Annotated in this window: 12 protein-coding genes; 3 read left to right on the top strand and 9 right to left on the bottom strand. The window is 61.7% G+C overall.

The window, feature by feature from the left end; translation table 11 throughout:
- Positions 1-2 precede the first annotated feature (2 nt).
- The 9 genes from GGD67_RS27860 to GGD67_RS27820 are packed head-to-tail and all read right to left on the bottom strand — an operon-like array spanning position 3 to position 13,603.
- Positions 3-1,814 (bottom strand): serine/threonine-protein kinase, encoded by a 1,812-nt coding sequence (locus tag GGD67_RS27860; RefSeq protein WP_179737386.1) that lies wholly within the window; start codon positions 1,812-1,814, stop codon positions 3-5.
- Positions 1,811-2,587: a PP2C family serine/threonine-protein phosphatase gene (locus tag GGD67_RS27855; protein WP_092258864.1), complete on the bottom strand. Its 777-nt coding sequence runs from the start codon at positions 2,585-2,587 to the stop codon at positions 1,811-1,813. The genes GGD67_RS27860 and GGD67_RS27855 overlap by 4 nt, the downstream gene beginning before the upstream one ends.
- Positions 2,584-3,288 (bottom strand): type VI secretion system-associated protein TagF, encoded by a 705-nt coding sequence (gene tagF / locus GGD67_RS27850; RefSeq protein WP_092258861.1) that lies wholly within the window; start codon positions 3,286-3,288, stop codon positions 2,584-2,586. The genes GGD67_RS27855 and tagF overlap by 4 nt, the downstream gene beginning before the upstream one ends.
- On the bottom strand, positions 3,285-6,833 hold the full coding sequence (tssM, locus tag GGD67_RS27845) for a type VI secretion system membrane subunit TssM (protein ID WP_179737383.1): 3,549 nt from the start codon (positions 6,831-6,833) through the stop codon (positions 3,285-3,287). The genes tagF and tssM overlap by 4 nt, the downstream gene beginning before the upstream one ends.
- Positions 6,834-6,876: 43 nt before the next feature.
- Positions 6,877-8,400, bottom strand: a complete 1,524-nt coding sequence (gene tssL / locus GGD67_RS27840) for a type VI secretion system protein TssL, long form (protein ID WP_092258854.1) — start codon at positions 8,398-8,400, stop codon at positions 6,877-6,879.
- Complete coding sequence (gene tssK, locus GGD67_RS27835) at positions 8,397-9,734, bottom strand: type VI secretion system baseplate subunit TssK (protein ID WP_177237212.1); 1,338 nt, start codon at positions 9,732-9,734, stop codon at positions 8,397-8,399. Before tssK ends, tssL begins: the two co-directional genes overlap by 4 nt.
- Positions 9,735-9,782: 48 nt before the next feature.
- Positions 9,783-11,153, bottom strand: coding sequence for a type VI secretion system-associated FHA domain protein TagH (gene tagH / locus GGD67_RS27830; protein WP_179737374.1), 1,371 nt, complete (start codon positions 11,151-11,153; stop codon positions 9,783-9,785).
- A gap of 12 nt (positions 11,154-11,165) precedes the next feature.
- On the bottom strand, positions 11,166-11,678 hold the full coding sequence (locus GGD67_RS27825; protein ID WP_244550696.1) for a DUF6931 family protein: 513 nt from the start codon (positions 11,676-11,678) through the stop codon (positions 11,166-11,168).
- A gap of 56 nt (positions 11,679-11,734) precedes the next feature.
- Positions 11,735-13,603 (bottom strand): type VI secretion system Vgr family protein, encoded by a 1,869-nt coding sequence (locus GGD67_RS27820; RefSeq protein WP_092258845.1) that lies wholly within the window; start codon positions 13,601-13,603, stop codon positions 11,735-11,737.
- 343 nt (positions 13,604-13,946) lie between these two features.
- Here GGD67_RS27820 and GGD67_RS27815 point away from each other — a divergent pair, with 343 nt between their 5' ends.
- The 3 genes from GGD67_RS27815 to tssC all read left to right on the top strand — a co-directional run bounded on the left by GGD67_RS27815 (position 13,947) and on the right by tssC (position 17,420).
- Entirely contained in the window at positions 13,947-15,263 is a 1,317-nt protein-coding gene (locus tag GGD67_RS27815) for an ImpA family type VI secretion system protein (RefSeq protein ID WP_092258842.1), read from the top strand.
- Between the two features lie 113 nt (positions 15,264-15,376).
- Positions 15,377-15,901, top strand: a complete 525-nt coding sequence (tssB, locus tag GGD67_RS27810) for a type VI secretion system contractile sheath small subunit (protein WP_179737372.1) — start codon at positions 15,377-15,379, stop codon at positions 15,899-15,901.
- 16 nt (positions 15,902-15,917) lie between these two features.
- Entirely contained in the window at positions 15,918-17,420 is a 1,503-nt protein-coding gene (gene tssC, locus GGD67_RS27805) for a type VI secretion system contractile sheath large subunit (protein WP_177237211.1), read from the top strand.
- The last annotated feature ends 2 nt before the right edge of the window (positions 17,421-17,422 follow it).

Genomic DNA, 17,422 nt, shown 5'->3' with positions numbered 1-17,422 from the left:
GATCAGTTCGTGAGCAGCACGTAACGTGCGGCTGCGACGATGGCGACTTTGTTCCGCTGAGACTCGCTGAGCGCCTGAAGGAAAAACGTGTCGGCAGGGGTCGGCTTCGGCTGGCGCAGGGAATCCAGGACCTGCGGGGTCGCCACCACCAACAGCAGTTGCGGACCGCTGCCGCGTGCTGGCGGGAGGGCAAACGAAAGCGAGTCGATGCCCGGCTTCAGAAGATAAGTCAGACTCTGGACCTCGCCACGATCCGACACCATCAGCAGTTCCACTACGCGGTTGGCGAAGTTCTCAATTGTGCCGCTAAGGGTTTCGTCGGCCTTCAGCTCTGTCGCCGATAGATTGATGCGCGGCGCTCGCGCCTGTTCGTTCCCGACCTCTCTCAAGAACTTGACGGCTGGACACTGCGCGGGAGTCACCTGCCTGACGCCAACGGAAGCTTCGAAGCCCTGCTCGCGCCGGAACGCCTTGTCAAAAGTGTCGAATGGGACGGTCGAGGCGCCGAAGCCTTCGATGACGGCGGCGTTCTGGCTGACGGCCACCGGCAGGATGAAGAAGCAGTCGCCGCCGGAATATTGCGCCACATATTTGCGGATGCGATCGGCTCGCCCGACCCCATCCGGTGTTGGAGATGGCGTCGTAACCGCAGGCGCCACCGGCAGCTTGACCGGCTCCTGGCGTCCCACCTGCGGGACAGCTGGCTCGGCCTTCGGCGGCGCCGGGGTCCCAGCAAGTTTCGGAGGTGGCGGCAACACCGTGGTGCCCGGCCCCGACCAGATCAGCTTGTAAAAGGCATATCCTCCTCCGCCGACGAGAAGTAGCATCAATGCCACGCCCGCCCCGTACCAGAGATGACCCCGCCCGCGCGCCGGTACCGGCAGCCGGTCCGGTGGCGTCGGCGCCTCACCTTCCGGTCGCCGCAGCGGATCGAATCCGTACAATGGCGTAGCTGATGTCTCCGCCGAACCACCCGGCGTCCAGTTCGCGACTTCCGCCATGCTCGGACGCAATGCCGGATCAGGCTGCAGCATCCGCTCCAGCAAAGGCCGGATGCGCATGTCCACGGCTCCGAGATCGGGTACGCGCCGGCGCTTCTCCACCAGTTGAAACTGGCTGCCGCCCATGTCGAGCTTTTGCCCGGTCAGCGCGTGAAACAGGACGAGCCCCAGGCTGTAGACATCGGATTTGGCCGTGACCTCGTTGCCGTAGAGTCCGACCTGTTCCGGCGATGCGTAATTGTCCTTTCCGGCAAAGCCCGAGCCAATGATGGTCTTGTCCCCCAGCTGGGTCGATCGGGCAATGCCGAAGTCGATGAGCTTGGCCCGCCTGACGTCGTCGAGCGGCACGATGATATTGTCCGGCGAAACGTCGCGATGGATGATGCCGTGCTCATGGGCGGCATGCAGCCCCGATGCGACGCGCTGCATCAACTTGATCAGCGCCTCGAGGGTCAAGGGGCCGTCATCGAGCATGTTCGAGAGCGAGCGGCCGTTCACGAACTCCATCGCGAGATACGGCCGCTGTAATACGGGCTCCACCGTGAACAGGAAATAGCGAACAATCGCATCGTGCGGCAGATTGTGAAGCGCTGCGGCTTCTCGACGGAACAGCGCAAGAGCGGCTTCGTTCTCGACCATATCGGGCAGCAGCATTTTGACCGCAACAGGCGATCCAGTCTGGATCTCGCGGCATTTATAGACTTCACCCATGCCGCCGGCGCCGATCACCGCTTCGATTTCGTAGATGCCGTTGAGGCGGGTGCCGGTCGGCACGCCTCTGTAGGACGATCGGAACGGATCGTTTGGGGTCATGATTGTGGCTTCCAATCGAGCGGCGATCTTGTTGGCTCGCGTGATTGTGGCGCCAGCAGGCGCACGATGACGATCGTCACGTTGTCGAGGCCGCCGCGATCAAGAGCCAGCGCGAGCATGTCATCGCAAGCAGCCTGTGCGCGCCGCGTCGCCGCATGCTGCAGGATCTCCTCGTCCTGCACGTGCTTCGTCAAGCCGTCGCTGCAGATCACGAAGATGTCTTCCGGCGCGGCCGGGCCGGTCACCACCTCGAACTCCGGATCATCGGCGACGCCGACCGCGCGCGTAATGGCGTTGTTCGGCCAATCCTTCACGTCTTCGCGCGACAGCGCGCCCTCGGCGATGAGTTCCTCAAGTTCGCTATGATCGTGCGACACCTGGTTGATGATCCCGCGACTGATCAGATAGACCCGGCTGTCGCCCGCCCATACACAGGCATAATAGCCGTCGCGAACGAGCAGAACCGCCGCCGTGGTCCCGACGGTGGCCCCCTGTCGCTCCTGGCTGAGCGCCAGGATCTGCTGGTTTGCGCTGAACAGCCGCACCTCGCATTCCGCCAGCAGATCGGCAGCGGACTCCAGCGATCCGATCGCGTCAAGCGACTGAACCACAACGCGGCTGGCGAGATCGCCGGCCTCGTGACCACCCATCCCGTCGGCCACAGCCCAGAGGCCGACGTCCGTACGTACCAGGAATGAATCTTCGTTACGCTCTCGCACCCGTCCGGCGTGAGTGACGCTGCCGACATCGAATGAGGTTGGGACGTGTGTCATCGCGCGTCATCCCGTCCCGCCGAGGCAAGATCGCCGGTCAACAGCATCGCGAAGTGAAACGGATCCGGCAATCCGCGGTAGCTTAGCGCCATTGACGGAAACCCCTCGCCTCCGGCCGTCCACCAGAAGCTGGCCGCGGCGTAGACTTCCGGGGCGGCGGCGCAAAGCGCTGCAAACATTCCCGGGAATGCATCGGCCGCCGGACCACTTGCTACTGCGCCGGTACCAAGCAACGTGATCGATGGGTCGCAGGCCGCAGCCTCTTGCAATCGCGGCGCCTCAAGACGATCCAGTGCATCGGATATCTGCTCAAAGGTTGCGGCCTGATCCAAGGTCGAAAGCAGAAACGCCTCCGCTTGCCCGAACCATTCATCCTGCGGATCGATGTTCGGTGAAGGCAACACCTCGCCTTCGCGCGCGGCTGCATGCAGCGTCAATGGATAGTACCGCCCGACCCCGTCGAGCGATGGCATGATCGCCCCTGTGACCGAGCTGCCGCAGATCGTGGCGCCGAGCCAAAATCGCCAAACCGGTGCGGTCACGAAAGCCTGCCGCCAATCTGCGCCCAGTCGGTGGCGACTTGCGGACAGCGCAGCCTGCAGCCAGGGCTCCCAGGCTTCAAGGAAGCTGCGCGGGGTCGCGATTGCGATAAAGTCGCGTTTTGCGCCGATCTTGCCGAATAAACCGCAACGCATGGTCATATTCCCGTCGGGCAGCGAAACTCGCGGAGCACTGACATGTTCAGAGGATTGCGCAACGATCCGGTTGAGATCTGATAGTGGAGCTCGCGTCCGGCGACGATGAAAGTCGCGCTGGCAGTTTCCGCCTTCGCCACCAATGAACCTGCTTCCAGCATCCGGAACAACGACCATTGACCGGTTCGCTCGAGAACGGAAGGCGGACCCGTGTCGTTGCTCACGGAAATCGCCGTTCGCGGCGACGGCCCGGGCCATAAGACCGTCGTCGGCGCGTTGTTCTGCGGTTGAGGCGCAGGCGCAGGCTGCGGACCGCCGAAAAACGATGTCGTCGCTGGTCCGGGACTGGTCGGGCTCGTAATCGTGGTACCGCCGATCTCGGTCTTAACGGTCACACCCGGTCCGGCTGAACCGGGCGGCCGGATTGCGAACGATACCGCCGGCACGGCCCCGCCCGTCTGGAAGAAGGCATCCCGGATATGGGCAGCGTTCTGGAATTGCTTGAGCGTATCCGGAGAAAACGACCGTCCGACAGGACTTTCCTTCCGCCAGACCCACTCCGGCCGGGACGTGTCGGCGTAAGGGGCGAGATATTGGGCGAAGAACCTATCCATGATCCCGTTCGGGCTGAATACCTTGGCAAAGTCCGCGAGCGGAACTTCCTGGGTGCTGCCCCGGACGAACGGATAGCGGTTGGTCACTGCTTGTTGGCAGGCAGCCGTGACCTGATCGCGCAGCGTCTGCAGAATCTGTCCCGCGGTCGAGGCTGCGATGCTCCCTTCGAACTCAGCAGCCGCCGCTCGCAGCATGTCGGAGAACGGCGGAGGCATCCGCGAGGCATTGTTGCGAAGGGCTGCGACCTGGGTCTGAAGCGCGGCAGCCGCCTGCGCGGTCAGTTGCGGATTCTCGATGATCAGCGTGAGGCTCTGCGCGATGTCGTTCAGGTTCGCAATGGTCGAGTCGATCGGGCGGCGGGTACTCTCGCCTTCGAGCACGGCGTGGTAAGGTCTGAACTGGGCCTCGATTGTCGCGCCAAGGGGACCGTCCTGGGCGTTGGTGAAGAGTGCGGGGGCCGGCGGAACGGCGGCCGCCGCAGGTGCCACGGAATTCCCCGCCGTCTTCGGGCGTTCCTTTGTCAGCGTTGTTTCGTCGCGAACCGATTCCAGGATCTGCCGCATCGGTGAGGTCGGCGCAGAAAGCGCCCGCAGCACCTCGTATTTGGGTTTGTCAGCGAGCAGCTTCTTCAGACGCAAGCTTCCGAGCGCCGTTCGCCAGGTCGTCACGAAATCGTTGGAATAGATGCTGAGCAGATCGCCCGCCAAATTATCGTATTGCTGGTCGACGGCCGACTGCTGACCGGCCTCGCCCAAAACCCAGCGTTCCCGCTTCATCCGCTCCGACAGTCCGGGCAGCCGCGCCACGAATTTCTGATGGAAGCCGTTATAGGTGAAGAACTCGGGCACACGCAGGGCCTCGAGCGGTTGCCCCGTCGTGGATTCGAACACGACGGCCATGTCCGGACCACCGCGTCGGCTGGCGATCCAATCGCCGGCCGTCGACGCACGCGCCTCCGACTTCAAGAACTCGTAGGCGCGTTGCGACACACTGAGGCGCGCAAGGGAGCTCTGGGCCTGTTTGATCAGTCGGCCGTCAAGTTCGACCAGCGGCGGCTGCTCGGTCTCGAGGTCGAACATCGCAGCGAGATTGTCGTCGAGCAGACGTCGACCTTCCGCGTTGGTCGCGCCGGGATAGAGGTTGTCCGCCCAGTCACGATGCATCCAGGAGCGGATCAGCTGACGATCCGGCGCCTGCAGACCACCAAGCATCAGGTAGACCTTCAGCGCCTCGTAAACGAAGGCCGGCTCGTTGATGCGCGCGTTGAGCTGCTCTTCCAGGCGATACAGAAGGCGCGGCCGGAACATGCGCTCGAGCGCCGTATGATAGGCTGCATTCGCAGGCGATTGCAGCCGGGCGCGCTGACTGAGGCCATAGCGGGCCGACAGAGGCACCGACTCGTTGCGCGATGCATAGCCCGCCGGTGCATTGCGCAGCCGGTAGAGCAGCGGCAGCACCTTGTCGAGATCGCGATCGGCGATCAGCGTCTCCTTGATAAGTGGCGCTCCGGCTGTCGCATATTCCCCGTCCGCCTGCAGGCTCTGCGCGATCAAATCGGAATTGCGCTTGTAGCTCGTCAGCCAGGCTGCGATCAGCCCTATCGAGACCAGTCCGATCAACGACAGCGCCGCGGTCTTCAGGATCAGTGCACGGCGTACCGCGGCACGGTCGGTCGAGACCCAATCGGCCTCACCGATGATGACCTTGGAAATCAGATCTGCCAGGAAGTAGCTCTTGCCTGTGCCCGAATAGGACCCGGAACCAACCTCCTCCGCGCCGAACGTACGCGCCAACGATCCGATCAATTGATCGATCGGCGTGCCTTGCTGTGTGCCGGACGTGAAGTAGAACCCGCGCAGGTTCGCATTGACATGATAGCGCGTCGGCTCGAAGATCTGGTTGAGGAAGTCGTGAATCTGGGGTTTGAGCCGCGCCATCTGCGCCGGGAAACCGAACAATTGCACACGATGCTGCGGCGTCGGCTCGTCCTGCAGACGATCGAGCGTTTCCTCGCTCAGGCGCTCCAGCAGACGATCGAACTCGACCGGGACCTGCCCCACCAGATTTTGGTTCTTGTCTGCGGTCTGGAACGTGGCACCCCAGACTTGACGGCGACCAGTCTCGCCGAGATATGCGAAATATTCGGTGAACCCGGCAACGAGATCGGCCTTGGTAAAGAGCGCGTAGACCGGGAAGCTGACCTTCAGCCTTTGGTGCAGCTCGAGCAGGCGCATCCGGATGGCGTCAGCGTGGAGTGCGAGCTCCTGCTTCGGTAGCGTCAGGATGTCTTCGATACTGATGGCGACGAGAACGCCGTTGATCGGCTGGCGCGACCGGCTCTTCTTCAGAATATCAAGGAACGCCAGCCAACTGTCCTTGTCGGCCTTGCTGTTGGAGTCCTGGGTGGTGTAGCGGCCGGCCGTATCGATCAGTACCGCTTCGTCGGTAAACCACCAATCGCAATAGCGGGTACCACCCACCCCGGCGATCGCCGCCGGCGTCGCGCCGCGCGCGAGTGGAAATTTGAGGCCAGAATTGACCAGCGCCGTGGTCTTGCCGGCGCCGGGCGGGCCGATGATGACGTACCAGGGTATATCGTAGAGATAGCCCGACTTGTTGCCACTGGCGGTCTTCAGCGTCGCGAGCGCATCCTTCATGCGCTCCTTGAGCACCGGCTCGTCGCTGACCGGCTGATCCGCACCTGCGATACCGTCGGCAATCTCCTTGGCATTCTTGCGCCGCTTGAACAGATTGAGACCGACAGCAGCCGCCACGGCCGTGGTCAGCAGCAGAATAGCGATCTGCCGGACAATATGGTTCTCGAGCGGCCGCCAGTCACCGAATGCGATGAAGGGACCGGCGAAGTAGATCACCGCTCCGAGCGAGCTGAGCCCGACCCCGTAGAGAATGATGCGGATAATGTCCTTGGCAAGCATCTAACCGTACCTGTCGCAAACCGCGAGAGCCCGCGGTGTCTGCCTATTCACTGCGCTCGATAAAGATCTCGACCCGCCGGTTCTTAGCGCGCCCTTCAGGTGTCGTATTGCTGGCGATCGGCGCATCGGCTCCCTTACCCTCGATGTCGACGCGCGAACCATCGGTCATGCCGGGTTTGAGTGCGGCGGCCACCGCCTTGGCTCGCTCGACCGATAACTCGAAGTTCGACGGGAAGCGCACCGTGCGGATCGGTGAACTGTCGGTATGGCCGACGACCCGGATGCGTCCCGGCTCCTTGTCGAGCGTTGCCGCGACGCGAAGCGCGACCGGCTTGAAGCCGTCGAGGATGGTCGCCTGACCCGAGGCGAACAACGCGAGGTCGCAAACCCTGATCACGATGAAGCTCGCAGTCTGGTCCGCCGTCATGGCGCAGGCGGTGTTCTCCTTCGCCAAGGCGTTTCGGATGCGCTGCAACTGGGTGATGCGGTCTGGCGGCGGCGGAGGTGGTGGCGGTGGCGGTGGTGCAATGACCCGGCGCTTGAGTTCGATTGGACCGTCCGGATGGAGCGCGAGCGCGACCTCGGCAGCATTCTCCGCCCGGCCGGCCAAAAGCGTCCGTAGCACGAAATAGGACCCGGTCAGCAGCGCCGCAACTACAGCCGCGACCAGCCAGACCGGAACACGCAAACGCTGCCGGCGGCTCGCCAGCGCCTGCCCGCGCCAATTGGGCGACAGGTCACTCATCGTTTTGGGCCGGACCCGGCGCAGCAATTCGTAAAGGTTACGCTGGACCAGCTGCAGGTTCGCAAGCCCGCCAGCCGATGTACGGTGAATGCCCTGGAAGCCGAGCGCCAGGCAGGCGTGCTGAAGTTCGAGCACCGGATAGTTGATCAACGGATCAACTTTCAAATGGTCGAGAATCTCGAAGAAGCGGACTCCACCGACCCGCTCGCCGAAGAATCGGCTCAGCATCGAATACTGTGTCCAAACGTGCCGCTCCTCGGTCGGGATGTGCTGCACGATATCGTCGGCCGTCGCACACAGGATGTATTTCGCGGTATTGGCCTGATACTCGGAAATGCCCGCTGAACGGATGTCCTTTTCGAAGAACTTGATGGCATCTGCGACCTGCTCCATCAGGCTGGCGAATGACGCACGCATGAGCGCCACCCGCAGGCGGCCAAGCAGTTGGAGCAACGGGCCCGCAGCGCGCATCACCGGATTGGCATTTGGCGCGACCAGATCGTCAACGCGCAGCGGCGGTCCCGGCGGCAATAGAGGCTGTGGCGTCTGGTTTTGCGCCGGCGTCGAGATCCATTCCTCGGTCGGATGGCTGACCGGCGGGGCGGCGTAATTCGAGCCCTGCGGGACGGGAGAAAACGACGGCGGTGCTGGCGTGTCGCGCGACGGCACGGGCGAAGGCGAATAAGCCGGACGTGCCGCAGGCAACTCGCCCGCCGGAGGCTGAGGGGTCGGCGCCGACGGCAACTTCCCGCCCGGGTTGGGACGAATGATCGTCCGTTCGCCCCGACCGAAAGGATTGACCGGCTTGTCCCTGTCGCTCATGGCCTGTCTTCCAGGATGGCCCAAAGGTACAGCTCGAGCTCCGGCCAGTCGCCGGAAAAGTGCATCCCGATCGAGGCCGCCGTGCTGAACTCAGGCCATAGCGGCGACTTGCGGTCGAGATAGAAATAGACGTGATCGGTGATGGCACGGATGTGCGGTGGCGGCGTCGGCAAATGCACCAGGGTCAGACCCGGCAGGTTTGCGTGCACGATCTCGTTCATCTTCGTGTTCGGCCCGACCTTGAACAGGTGCGGGAAATCGTTCTGGATCTCCACGAGCGGTCGCCGCGCGGCAACCTCCAGCACCAGGGTCGCGGTTCGGAACAGCGCCCGATCCCGGATCGGCGATACGAAGGCGTTCTGAGCGCGTTCGATGATCTCCAGACGGATCGCCCGCCGGCCGAGCCGCGCGCTCAGGAAATCCTGGATGTCGCTCACCAGGGGCGTGAACACGTTTTCGAGATCGTCGTGATCGTACGTCGGATAGTTGCGCGCGCGGCGCTCGGCCGTCGCAAATGTCGCAAGTTCGCCCGCGAACCTCAGCAGTTCCTCGTACAGCCGCTCAGGATGCACGCTGCCGGAACGCTGGAAATGGGTCAGGACGGGAATGGTGCGGTTCAGCACCTGCAACACCAGATAGTCGACGCTTTGCAAGCCGCCTCCAGACGACGGATCGACCGCGTAACGCGCAAGCTCGTCGAGCTTGGTCTCGACCCAGCCGATGACCCGGTTGAGCCAACCCTCGATGATCGGGTGCGCGGCGCAGACCAGCATCGGCGGCACGAATTTGTCATCGAACAGGATGTTCTTGTCGCGCACCTCCAGAATGCGCGCTATGCCGAGGCCCATATATCCCGGCTTGCTGGTCTTGCGCAGCTCGAACGACAGCCGTGGATAGGCGATGTCGATCTCCTCCTCGATGCGCAGCGCCGAGGTCGAGTCGATGAAGGTCTCCGACGTACGAACATAGCGACTGGCGCTATCGGTCCGGTCCTCGTCGACCTCGCGGGTATTTGGCGCCGCCACCGGCATCATCAGCCAGACGATCTGGCCCGCAGCCGTTGCCGGCACCTCGATCGCTTCCGGCATCGGGCTATCCGCGGGAATATCGAACGGCGTGCCGTCCGGCATGACGCCGGACGCATTGCGCACCGCGAACTTGCTCTGTTCGGTAAGATCCTTGTCGATCTCCAGCTGGGCGAAGCCCCAAGGGTACGGCGTGGTGTAGCGAACGCGCTTTTCCAGCAAATGCTCAATGTAGCGGTCGTTCTGCTGCAAATGATGCGGTCGCAGAAACAGACCTTCCGACCAAAAAACCTTGCTGTACCAAGACATTCCTGCATCCACTCAACAAATTGCAGCGACCGCACGGCCGCCAGTCGGTCACTTTGAATCAGCTTTATTCGCACGGTCGTAATAGTCGGCGAAATGCAACATAAAGATCTCGATCGGCGCGCCGCCGTCACGGCCGAGACGCGCCTTCCAACGCGCCAGGAATTCGTCCCAGAGCTTGCTCTTGTTCGTTCCGAACCAGGAGTTTGCGCCGCGCTGAAGCTCCAGTTCGCGCGCCATCAGCGTGGGGTCGATATCGGCGATCAGCTCATGGACAGCGTGTTGCATCGCCATATACGTCCTCAATTGATGTGATTTGAGGTCGCCGAAGGCCTGCGCCAAAGCGCGTTGCGCATCGAGGTAACTTCGCGTCTGTGGTCCGAACAGAATGCGCAATGCCTCTTCCGAGCTCGGCGAGAACTTCAACGGATTGTTCTCGATGGCTTGAATCGTGGTCTGACTGGTGCTGCGTGTCAGCTGCTTGGCCTGGGTTCGCGCCTGCAGCAGCGCCATTAGATTATCCACAGTCATGCGCAAGATGATGCCAAGCTGTTCGGCGAGTTCAGCATCGCTCTGGTGAGCAAAGAAATTGTCGGGCAATCCGGCAGCGCGCGCCACCATCCGCGTGAACTCCACGCCGCCGGCTGCCATGGCCCTGACGGGTTCATCCTCTGGCGCCTGCGGCGGGTGGGACGCCTCCGCATGCTGCCGCGATTGCGCCGGCTGGGCAACGGCGGGTTCGTCATCCGTCCACACGGACGGCCGGCGCGGGGTCGGCACCGCCGGCGGTCGCTCGACCTGCGGTCTCGGGGCGGCAACCGGACCGGCCGCCCAGCTCATGTCATCCTGCGTAGAGGGCTGATAGGAAGGCATCGGTGACGAACGTCGGACGGGATCCACACCCGGTGCCGGGACGCTGGCCGCCCAATCGAGAAACTCCGGATTCACGGGCCGCGCAGCCTCACGCGGCTTCTTCAATTGCTGCGGGTCGATCGGCGGAGGTACGTCCCGACCTGCGGTCCAGAGCTCACCGTAGTCGGCGTGTTGCTGGACGAGAGATCCTTGGTGTTGCGCCTCATGGTTTGGTGCGCGCCCGCCGGCGTCATCCTCGAGCGAAACGGCGATGATGTAATGGCCGATCGTGAGCCGGTCTCCGTCGCGCAGGCGGTGCGGCCCTCGCATGCGCTGGTCGGCGCCGTTGAGAAAAGTGCCGTTCGTCGAGACGTCGTGCAGCCAATAGCCGCCGTCGCGAAACTGCACCTCGCAATGCTTGCCGGAAATCGTCCGCGCCGGATCCGGCAGCGTCCAGTCGAGGTGACGGTCCCGGCCAATATCGACCGAACGCCTGCCGGAGACCGTAAATGATACAGGTCCGCCATCCGGAAGATTCGGTTCATTCTCGATATTGAAGCGAAGCACCATCACGTCGTCTCGCTAGCGTGGAGGGCGCGGTTCGCCGCGTGCCAATTGAATACCATCCTTCAGGCACGTCGTCATTATTCGGTCCCGGGAGTCACGGGAAAGCCGGCAAAGGCCGATCAGCACGGCAGCCCGCACAGCCCGCGCGGCTTGATCGGGCTTGGCTTCAACCGGTGCAAATTCCGCGGGAACCACGCTTCCCCCAGACCAGCCGGCCGCCAGCGCGAGCCATGTTGCAGGCTGCTCGGGGTCGTTGGCATTGCCGACGGCCAGGGCCTTGTTCCGGGATTGCTCATCCGATTGGTGGACCCAGGTCTCGGCGAAATTCAGCGACCTGCTGTCGTCGGCGTCGAAATGGTCGAACATCCGTCGCAGCGAGCGGCACCCCCACGCGACGGCCACACGACGGGGGAGCAGGTAGGCGCAGAAGGATACGGCCTGGTGCCAGTTGCCCGCGTCGGCGGCCTCCTGAAGGAAATCCAGCGATGGCTTGTCGGCCTCGGCCTTGCCAATATCATAGCGCGCCATGGGATAGGCTTGAAGCAGATCCTGAACCGTACCGAACCGAGCCTGACCCATAACCATCAGCCGACAAGGGTTGGAGTGCCGTGGGCGACCAACGGACCGCCGGCTGATAGCGCCATGGCTGCCTGCGCCGTCATCGCGATCGTCGGCGCGTTAATGATGATGCCGCCCGGGGTCAGGATAATTTGGCTGGGACCCACCTGCAGGGTTATGGTCGCATTGGCCGTCAGCGTGATGCTGAGGCCTGCATTGACGGATTGATCCATGGCCAGCGTGACGTGCTGACCGCCCAATTCGATATCGAGTTTGTCATTGCCATTCTTGAGCGTCGTCTTGCGGGTGTCGCCGCCAAATGCCGCTTCGCCGATGGTCCTTGTCTCGGTGTCGCGGACCGTCACATCGTGGTCCTTCTCGGCATGCACCGTGATCTTCTCGGATCCTTTCTTGTCCTCGAAGCTCCACTCGTTGAAGCCGCCGCCTCCTTTGGTGGAGTCCGATTTCAAGCCGCCAATCGTTTTTTTCGACGGCAGGTCGTAAGGCAACTTGTATTCGTCATTGTACACGGTGCCAATCACCAGGGGCCGGTCGGGATCCCCTTCCAGGAACTCGACAACGACCTCCTGTCCGACACGCGGAATGATCTGACCGCCCCAGCGCTTGCCGGACCAGACCTGGGCCACGCGCAATCGGCACGACCGCTTCTTCTTGCGATCCCAGAAAAAGCGGACATAGATTTCGCCGAGCGACTCGACGTCGATTTCCTCGCTCGAATTGTCGTCCTTGGTCACCACTTTGGCGGTCTGGATGCCGTTGATCCTTGGTTTGGGCGTCATCATCAGCGCTCGAAAGGGCCGATCGCTCGGCAGAAACTCGTAGCTGCCGAAATAGACGTGCTGCCCGGCGTCGCTCGGACCGCCGGTGCGATAGGATTCGATCGAGAACGAATGCGTGGAGCGCACCACGAGATACTCGATGTTTTGCGAATCCTTTGTGTGCTTTTCGAGCTTGGTCAACCCTCCCGGGAACAGGTTAACGGCGTCGCCGTTGCCACGCCGCCGACGATCCATCGCCTGCTCGGCCTGCAGCTGAATCTTCGCGTAGCGCTCACCGTCCGATTTCTCCTTGAACTTACCGGGAAAGTCGTAAAATTCCATCTCCGATCGGGTGTAATGTTCGGTGCCTTTGGCGTCGCTGATCATCTTCGCGTTGGGCTTCTGATAATTGTAGTCGTTGAGCTCGATCTTGCCGGTACGAAACCGGCGCTCCGAAACCCACTCGCAGATATGCTGCTCGCCGCGACGATCGGCTCCAGTCAGCGGGATGTAGGGGATCGTGGCGAGGCCGCTGATCGGGCTGTGCGAGGATTTGGAGTCCGCCAGCACGAGCGTGTGCTTACCCCCCTCATGCTTGAAGAAGTAGTAGATGCCATGCTGCTCCATCAGGCGGCAGACGAAGTTCAGGTCAGTTTCGCGATATTGAACGCAGTATTCGAGCTTCGGACAGGAGCCCTCTTCGGTCAGCTTGGATTCATAATCGGTGAAGCCGCGTTCATTGAAGACCTCCTTGATGATGTCAGGCGCCTTCTTGTCCTGAAAGATCCGGCAATCGGTGGTGCGCGACAACAACCATAACCAGGGTCTCAGCACGATCCGGTAGCTGAAATAGTCGTTCTTCATCCCGAGCCACTGAGCCTCCGTCAGAATGCCACTGAACTCGCGCTCCTTTTCATGCAGCTTTATCGTCAACGTGCACTGCTGACCGATCGCGCGATCGAAGTCGAGATCGGCATCTTCGCTGAGACACTCGATACGATATTCGAACAATTCGCTGAGACCTTCCGAGCCCTCGAATCCGGCAAAAACCAGAACGTCCTTGCCGAGAGGCGTCTTGAGTTCGCAGAGACGGGTATCCTGACTAAGCTGGCCCATGTGGCGCCTAAACTCCCTCCTCCGATCGAATGACCCGCCGCGGAGAGCTGATCAAACGCTATATGGTAGCCACTGAATCCTGCGCGCCACTTGCTGCGTTGGCAAGCCCGCCCCGGCGCAAGCCTTCACGCGTCCACCCGAATGGCCCAAAGAGCCACCCCCGCTATCAAGTAGTCGACTACAAGAGCTTGCCGGTTCACGCAAAAATGGCATGATCTCGGGAATGAACCGGGATCAGAAGGTGTCTCACTTACAAGAGACGATCGGATCATAATCCGCTGCATGATCCGCAAGTCGTCATTGGCAGGCAGCGGGACGCGATCGGGTGGTTGGATGGGTTCGTATGCTTGATGTCGCTTTACTGACGCAGCCCATTTCCGCTGACGATCCCTGCGGGCCGGATCTCGACGCCATAGGGGACGTCGAGTATCTCAACTTCTTCGCAGGTGCGGAATCTCTGCTCCCGATGTCGTTCTTTGACGTCGTCAACGCCAATGGAGAGCGTGGGCGCTTCGATCCGAAGGCGGTCGATTTTGCCCGACAGTTTGCCGCCGCGGAATCCCTTCTTGCGCGTACCCGCGATCTGCGCCTGAACATGCTGCTGGCCAAATTTTCCATTCTCAATCGCGATCTCGACGGTTTCCTCTGCTACCTGAAGGCAACCAACTTGCTGCTGAACGAGCAGTGGGAAGCAGTGCATCCAAGAAGCGAAGACGGCAACTACGCGCTTCGCGCCGTTACGGTTGAATCGCTCGACGTCTTCCCGACGGTCATCAACCCGCTGCAGTTCCTTCCCCTCATCGAGAACCGCAGATACGGCACCCTGACCTACCGTGCCTATCAAATTGCAATGGGCGAAATTCCCGCGGGCGCTGGCGACGCCGAGGGGACCGATGTTGCAACCATCGAGCGCATCGTCAGCGAGACCGATCTCGGTATTCTAAAGGCAACCAGCGCGCGATGCTCCGCAGTCGCTGCCGAAATCTCGGGCATCAAGCAGGCTTGGCACGAAAAGTTGAACAGGGGTCCTTCCATCAGCCTGGACAGAGTGTCCGGCCTGGCGAACGGCATGGCCGCTTGGCTTGCAGGTCTGGTCACGTCGCGCGATCCGGCGGCGGTGGTTGCGGCAAGCGCGGAGAGCACCGAAGCCGTGGAGACAGAGGCGCAGCCGGCCACATCCGGGGAGTTAGCTTCTTCCGCCCAAGCCTCCGCGGCGCTTGCAGCAGTGACCGACTATTTTGCCCGAATGGAACCATCCAACCCGGCGCTGCTCCTGGTGCGTCAGGCACAGGAGATGATCGGCAAATCGTTTATCGAGGTCATGCGGATGCTCGTGCCATCGCACGTGGAGAGCGCCGCGATCAACATCGGGCGCGACAAGGTCTTCGACTTGCCGATCGAACGGATGGCGGAACTTGCTGCCCCACCCTCCGCGGGCACCGACAGCAACGATCAAGACGTTGTATTTTCAGCGGAAAACCGAGCGCAGGCATTGGGCCTGATGGCAAAAGTCGCGTCGTTCTTCCGAAGCGCCGAGCCATCCAGCCCCGTACCTCTTTTGCTCGATCGCGCGCGAGAGCTCGCGCAACGTGATTTTATCAGCCTTTTGAATGATGTTTTACCCGAAGGAACGCTTAAAACAATCGACAGGTCACATTGAACCGAGCTTTCGCTTGAGGGCACTAACTGGACACGAGGCTGTTTGCCGACCGCAACTCAAAGCGCCAGTCGATTCCGTGTCGGCGTCTTAAGCGATTTCGTAGTGAGGACACCATGGCTACAGACAGCGGTCAAAAATTCATTCGCCGAAACCGCGCTCCGCGCGTGCATATCACATACGAAGATCCATACGACGCAGAGCGCCTGATAGAACTGCCGTTCGTCATGGGCGTCCTTTCGGACCTCTCCGGCAACAACCCGGGCGTCGAGAAGACGAAGGTCGAGGAACGCAAATTCGTCGAGTTCGACATGGACAATTTTGACAACCGCATGGCTGCAATCCAGCCCGGTGTGACGGCACGCGTCGCCAATCGCCTCACCGACGGGTCGGACGAAAAGCTCGCCGTCAACCTGCGCTTCAACAAGATGTCCGACTTCACACCAGTGGCAGTCGCCCGTCAGGTGCCGGCTACTGCCAAGCTGCTCGAGGCGCGCGAACAGCTTGCCAACCTGCTGCGCTACATGGATGGCAAGGTAGCCGCCGAGGACCAGTTGAAGAAGCTTCTCACCGATCCTCAACTGATGGCCGCGCTACGGGACCGAGCGAGCCAACCGAGCGAACCTGGCACTGAGAGCTAAGGGAAGGATGGGGACCATGGCAAAAGAAGCTGTTCAAAAAGGTACCAGCACCCAGGTCGGCACCGTCGAGGCCGACGAATTTTCCGCTTTGTTGAAGCAAAGCTTCAAGCCGCGCACTGAACGCGCAGCGACCGAAGTCGAAAATGCGGTATCCACGCTCGTGCAGGAAGCGCTGAAAGACACGAGCGTCATCAAGTCCGACGTAATCGACACCATCGAGGAAATGATCTCGCGGATCGACCAGAAGCTGACCGCGCAGATGAACGAGATCCTCCATGCGCCCGAGTTCCAGGCGATCGAAAGTGCCTGGCGCGGCCTCCACTACCTCGTCTTCAATTCCGAGACCGACGCCAACCTCAAGATCCGGGTGATGAACGTCTCGAAGAACGAGCTGTATCGGAACCTTCGGCTTTACCCCGATGCACGCTGGGACCAAAGCCCGCTGTTCAAGCAAATCTATGAGTACGAATTCGGCCAGCTGGGCGGCGAGCCGTTCGGCTGCCTGATCGGCGACTACTATTTCAGCCACCTGCCCACTGACGTGCAGTTGCTGCGCGATCTCAGCAAGATCGCAGGCGCCGCTCACGCTCCCTTCTTCAGCGGCGCCGAGCCGACACTGATGGGAATGGATTCATGGACCGAGCTGTCCAACCCACGCGACATCGGCAAGGTGTTCGACACGCCGGAATATGCCGCCTGGAAGGGGCTGCGCGATCAGGATGACTCGCGTTATCTCGGTCTGTGCATGCCGCGCGCCCTGGGTCGCCTTCCCTACGGGGCGAAATCGGAGCCCGTGGAAGAGTTCGCGTTCGAGGAGGAGACGGACGGACACACTGGCGACAAATATGGCTGGATCAACGCCGCTTATGCGATGGCCGTCAACATCAATCGCGCCTTTAAGGAGTTCGGCTGGTGCACGCGCATCCGCGGCGTGCAGTCCGGCGGAGAAGTTATCAACCTGCCGACGCACACGTTCCCCACCGATGACGGGGGCGTTGACCTGAAGTGCCCGACCGAGATCGCCATCAGCGATCGCCGCGAGCACGAACTTGCAAAAGCGGGCCTCATCCCGCTGATCCATCGCAAGAACACCGACAAAGCCGCCTTCATCGGTGCCCAGTCGCTCTACAAGCCGAAGAAATATTTTGGCGAGAAGGGCGTGGATGCAACCGCGTCCGACAACCTGTCGTCACGACTGCCCTATATGTTCGCTGTGTCTCGCTTTGCGCACTATCTGAAGTGCATGGTTCGCGACAAGATCGGATCCATGAAGGAGAAGGATGAGCTGACGGTCTGGCTGCAGACCTGGATCAACGAGTACGTTGATGCCAACCCAGCCCTGTCGTCAGAAGCTCAGAAGGCGCGCAAGCCGCTGGCCGCTGCGAAGGTAGAGGTCATAGCAAACGAGGAGAACCCGGGATACTACAACGCGCGCTTCTTTCTTCGTCCACACTTTCAACTGGAGGCGATGGACGTCGGCCTCAGTCTGGTTTCGCGCCTGCCGGGCCCCAGCTCATGACG

Source organism: Bradyrhizobium sp. IAR9 (assembly GCF_013408065.1).
Taxonomy (GTDB): domain Bacteria; phylum Pseudomonadota; class Alphaproteobacteria; order Rhizobiales; family Xanthobacteraceae; genus Bradyrhizobium.
The sequence above is the reverse complement of the archived record's forward strand: the minus strand, read 5'-3'. Positions and strand labels throughout refer to the sequence as shown.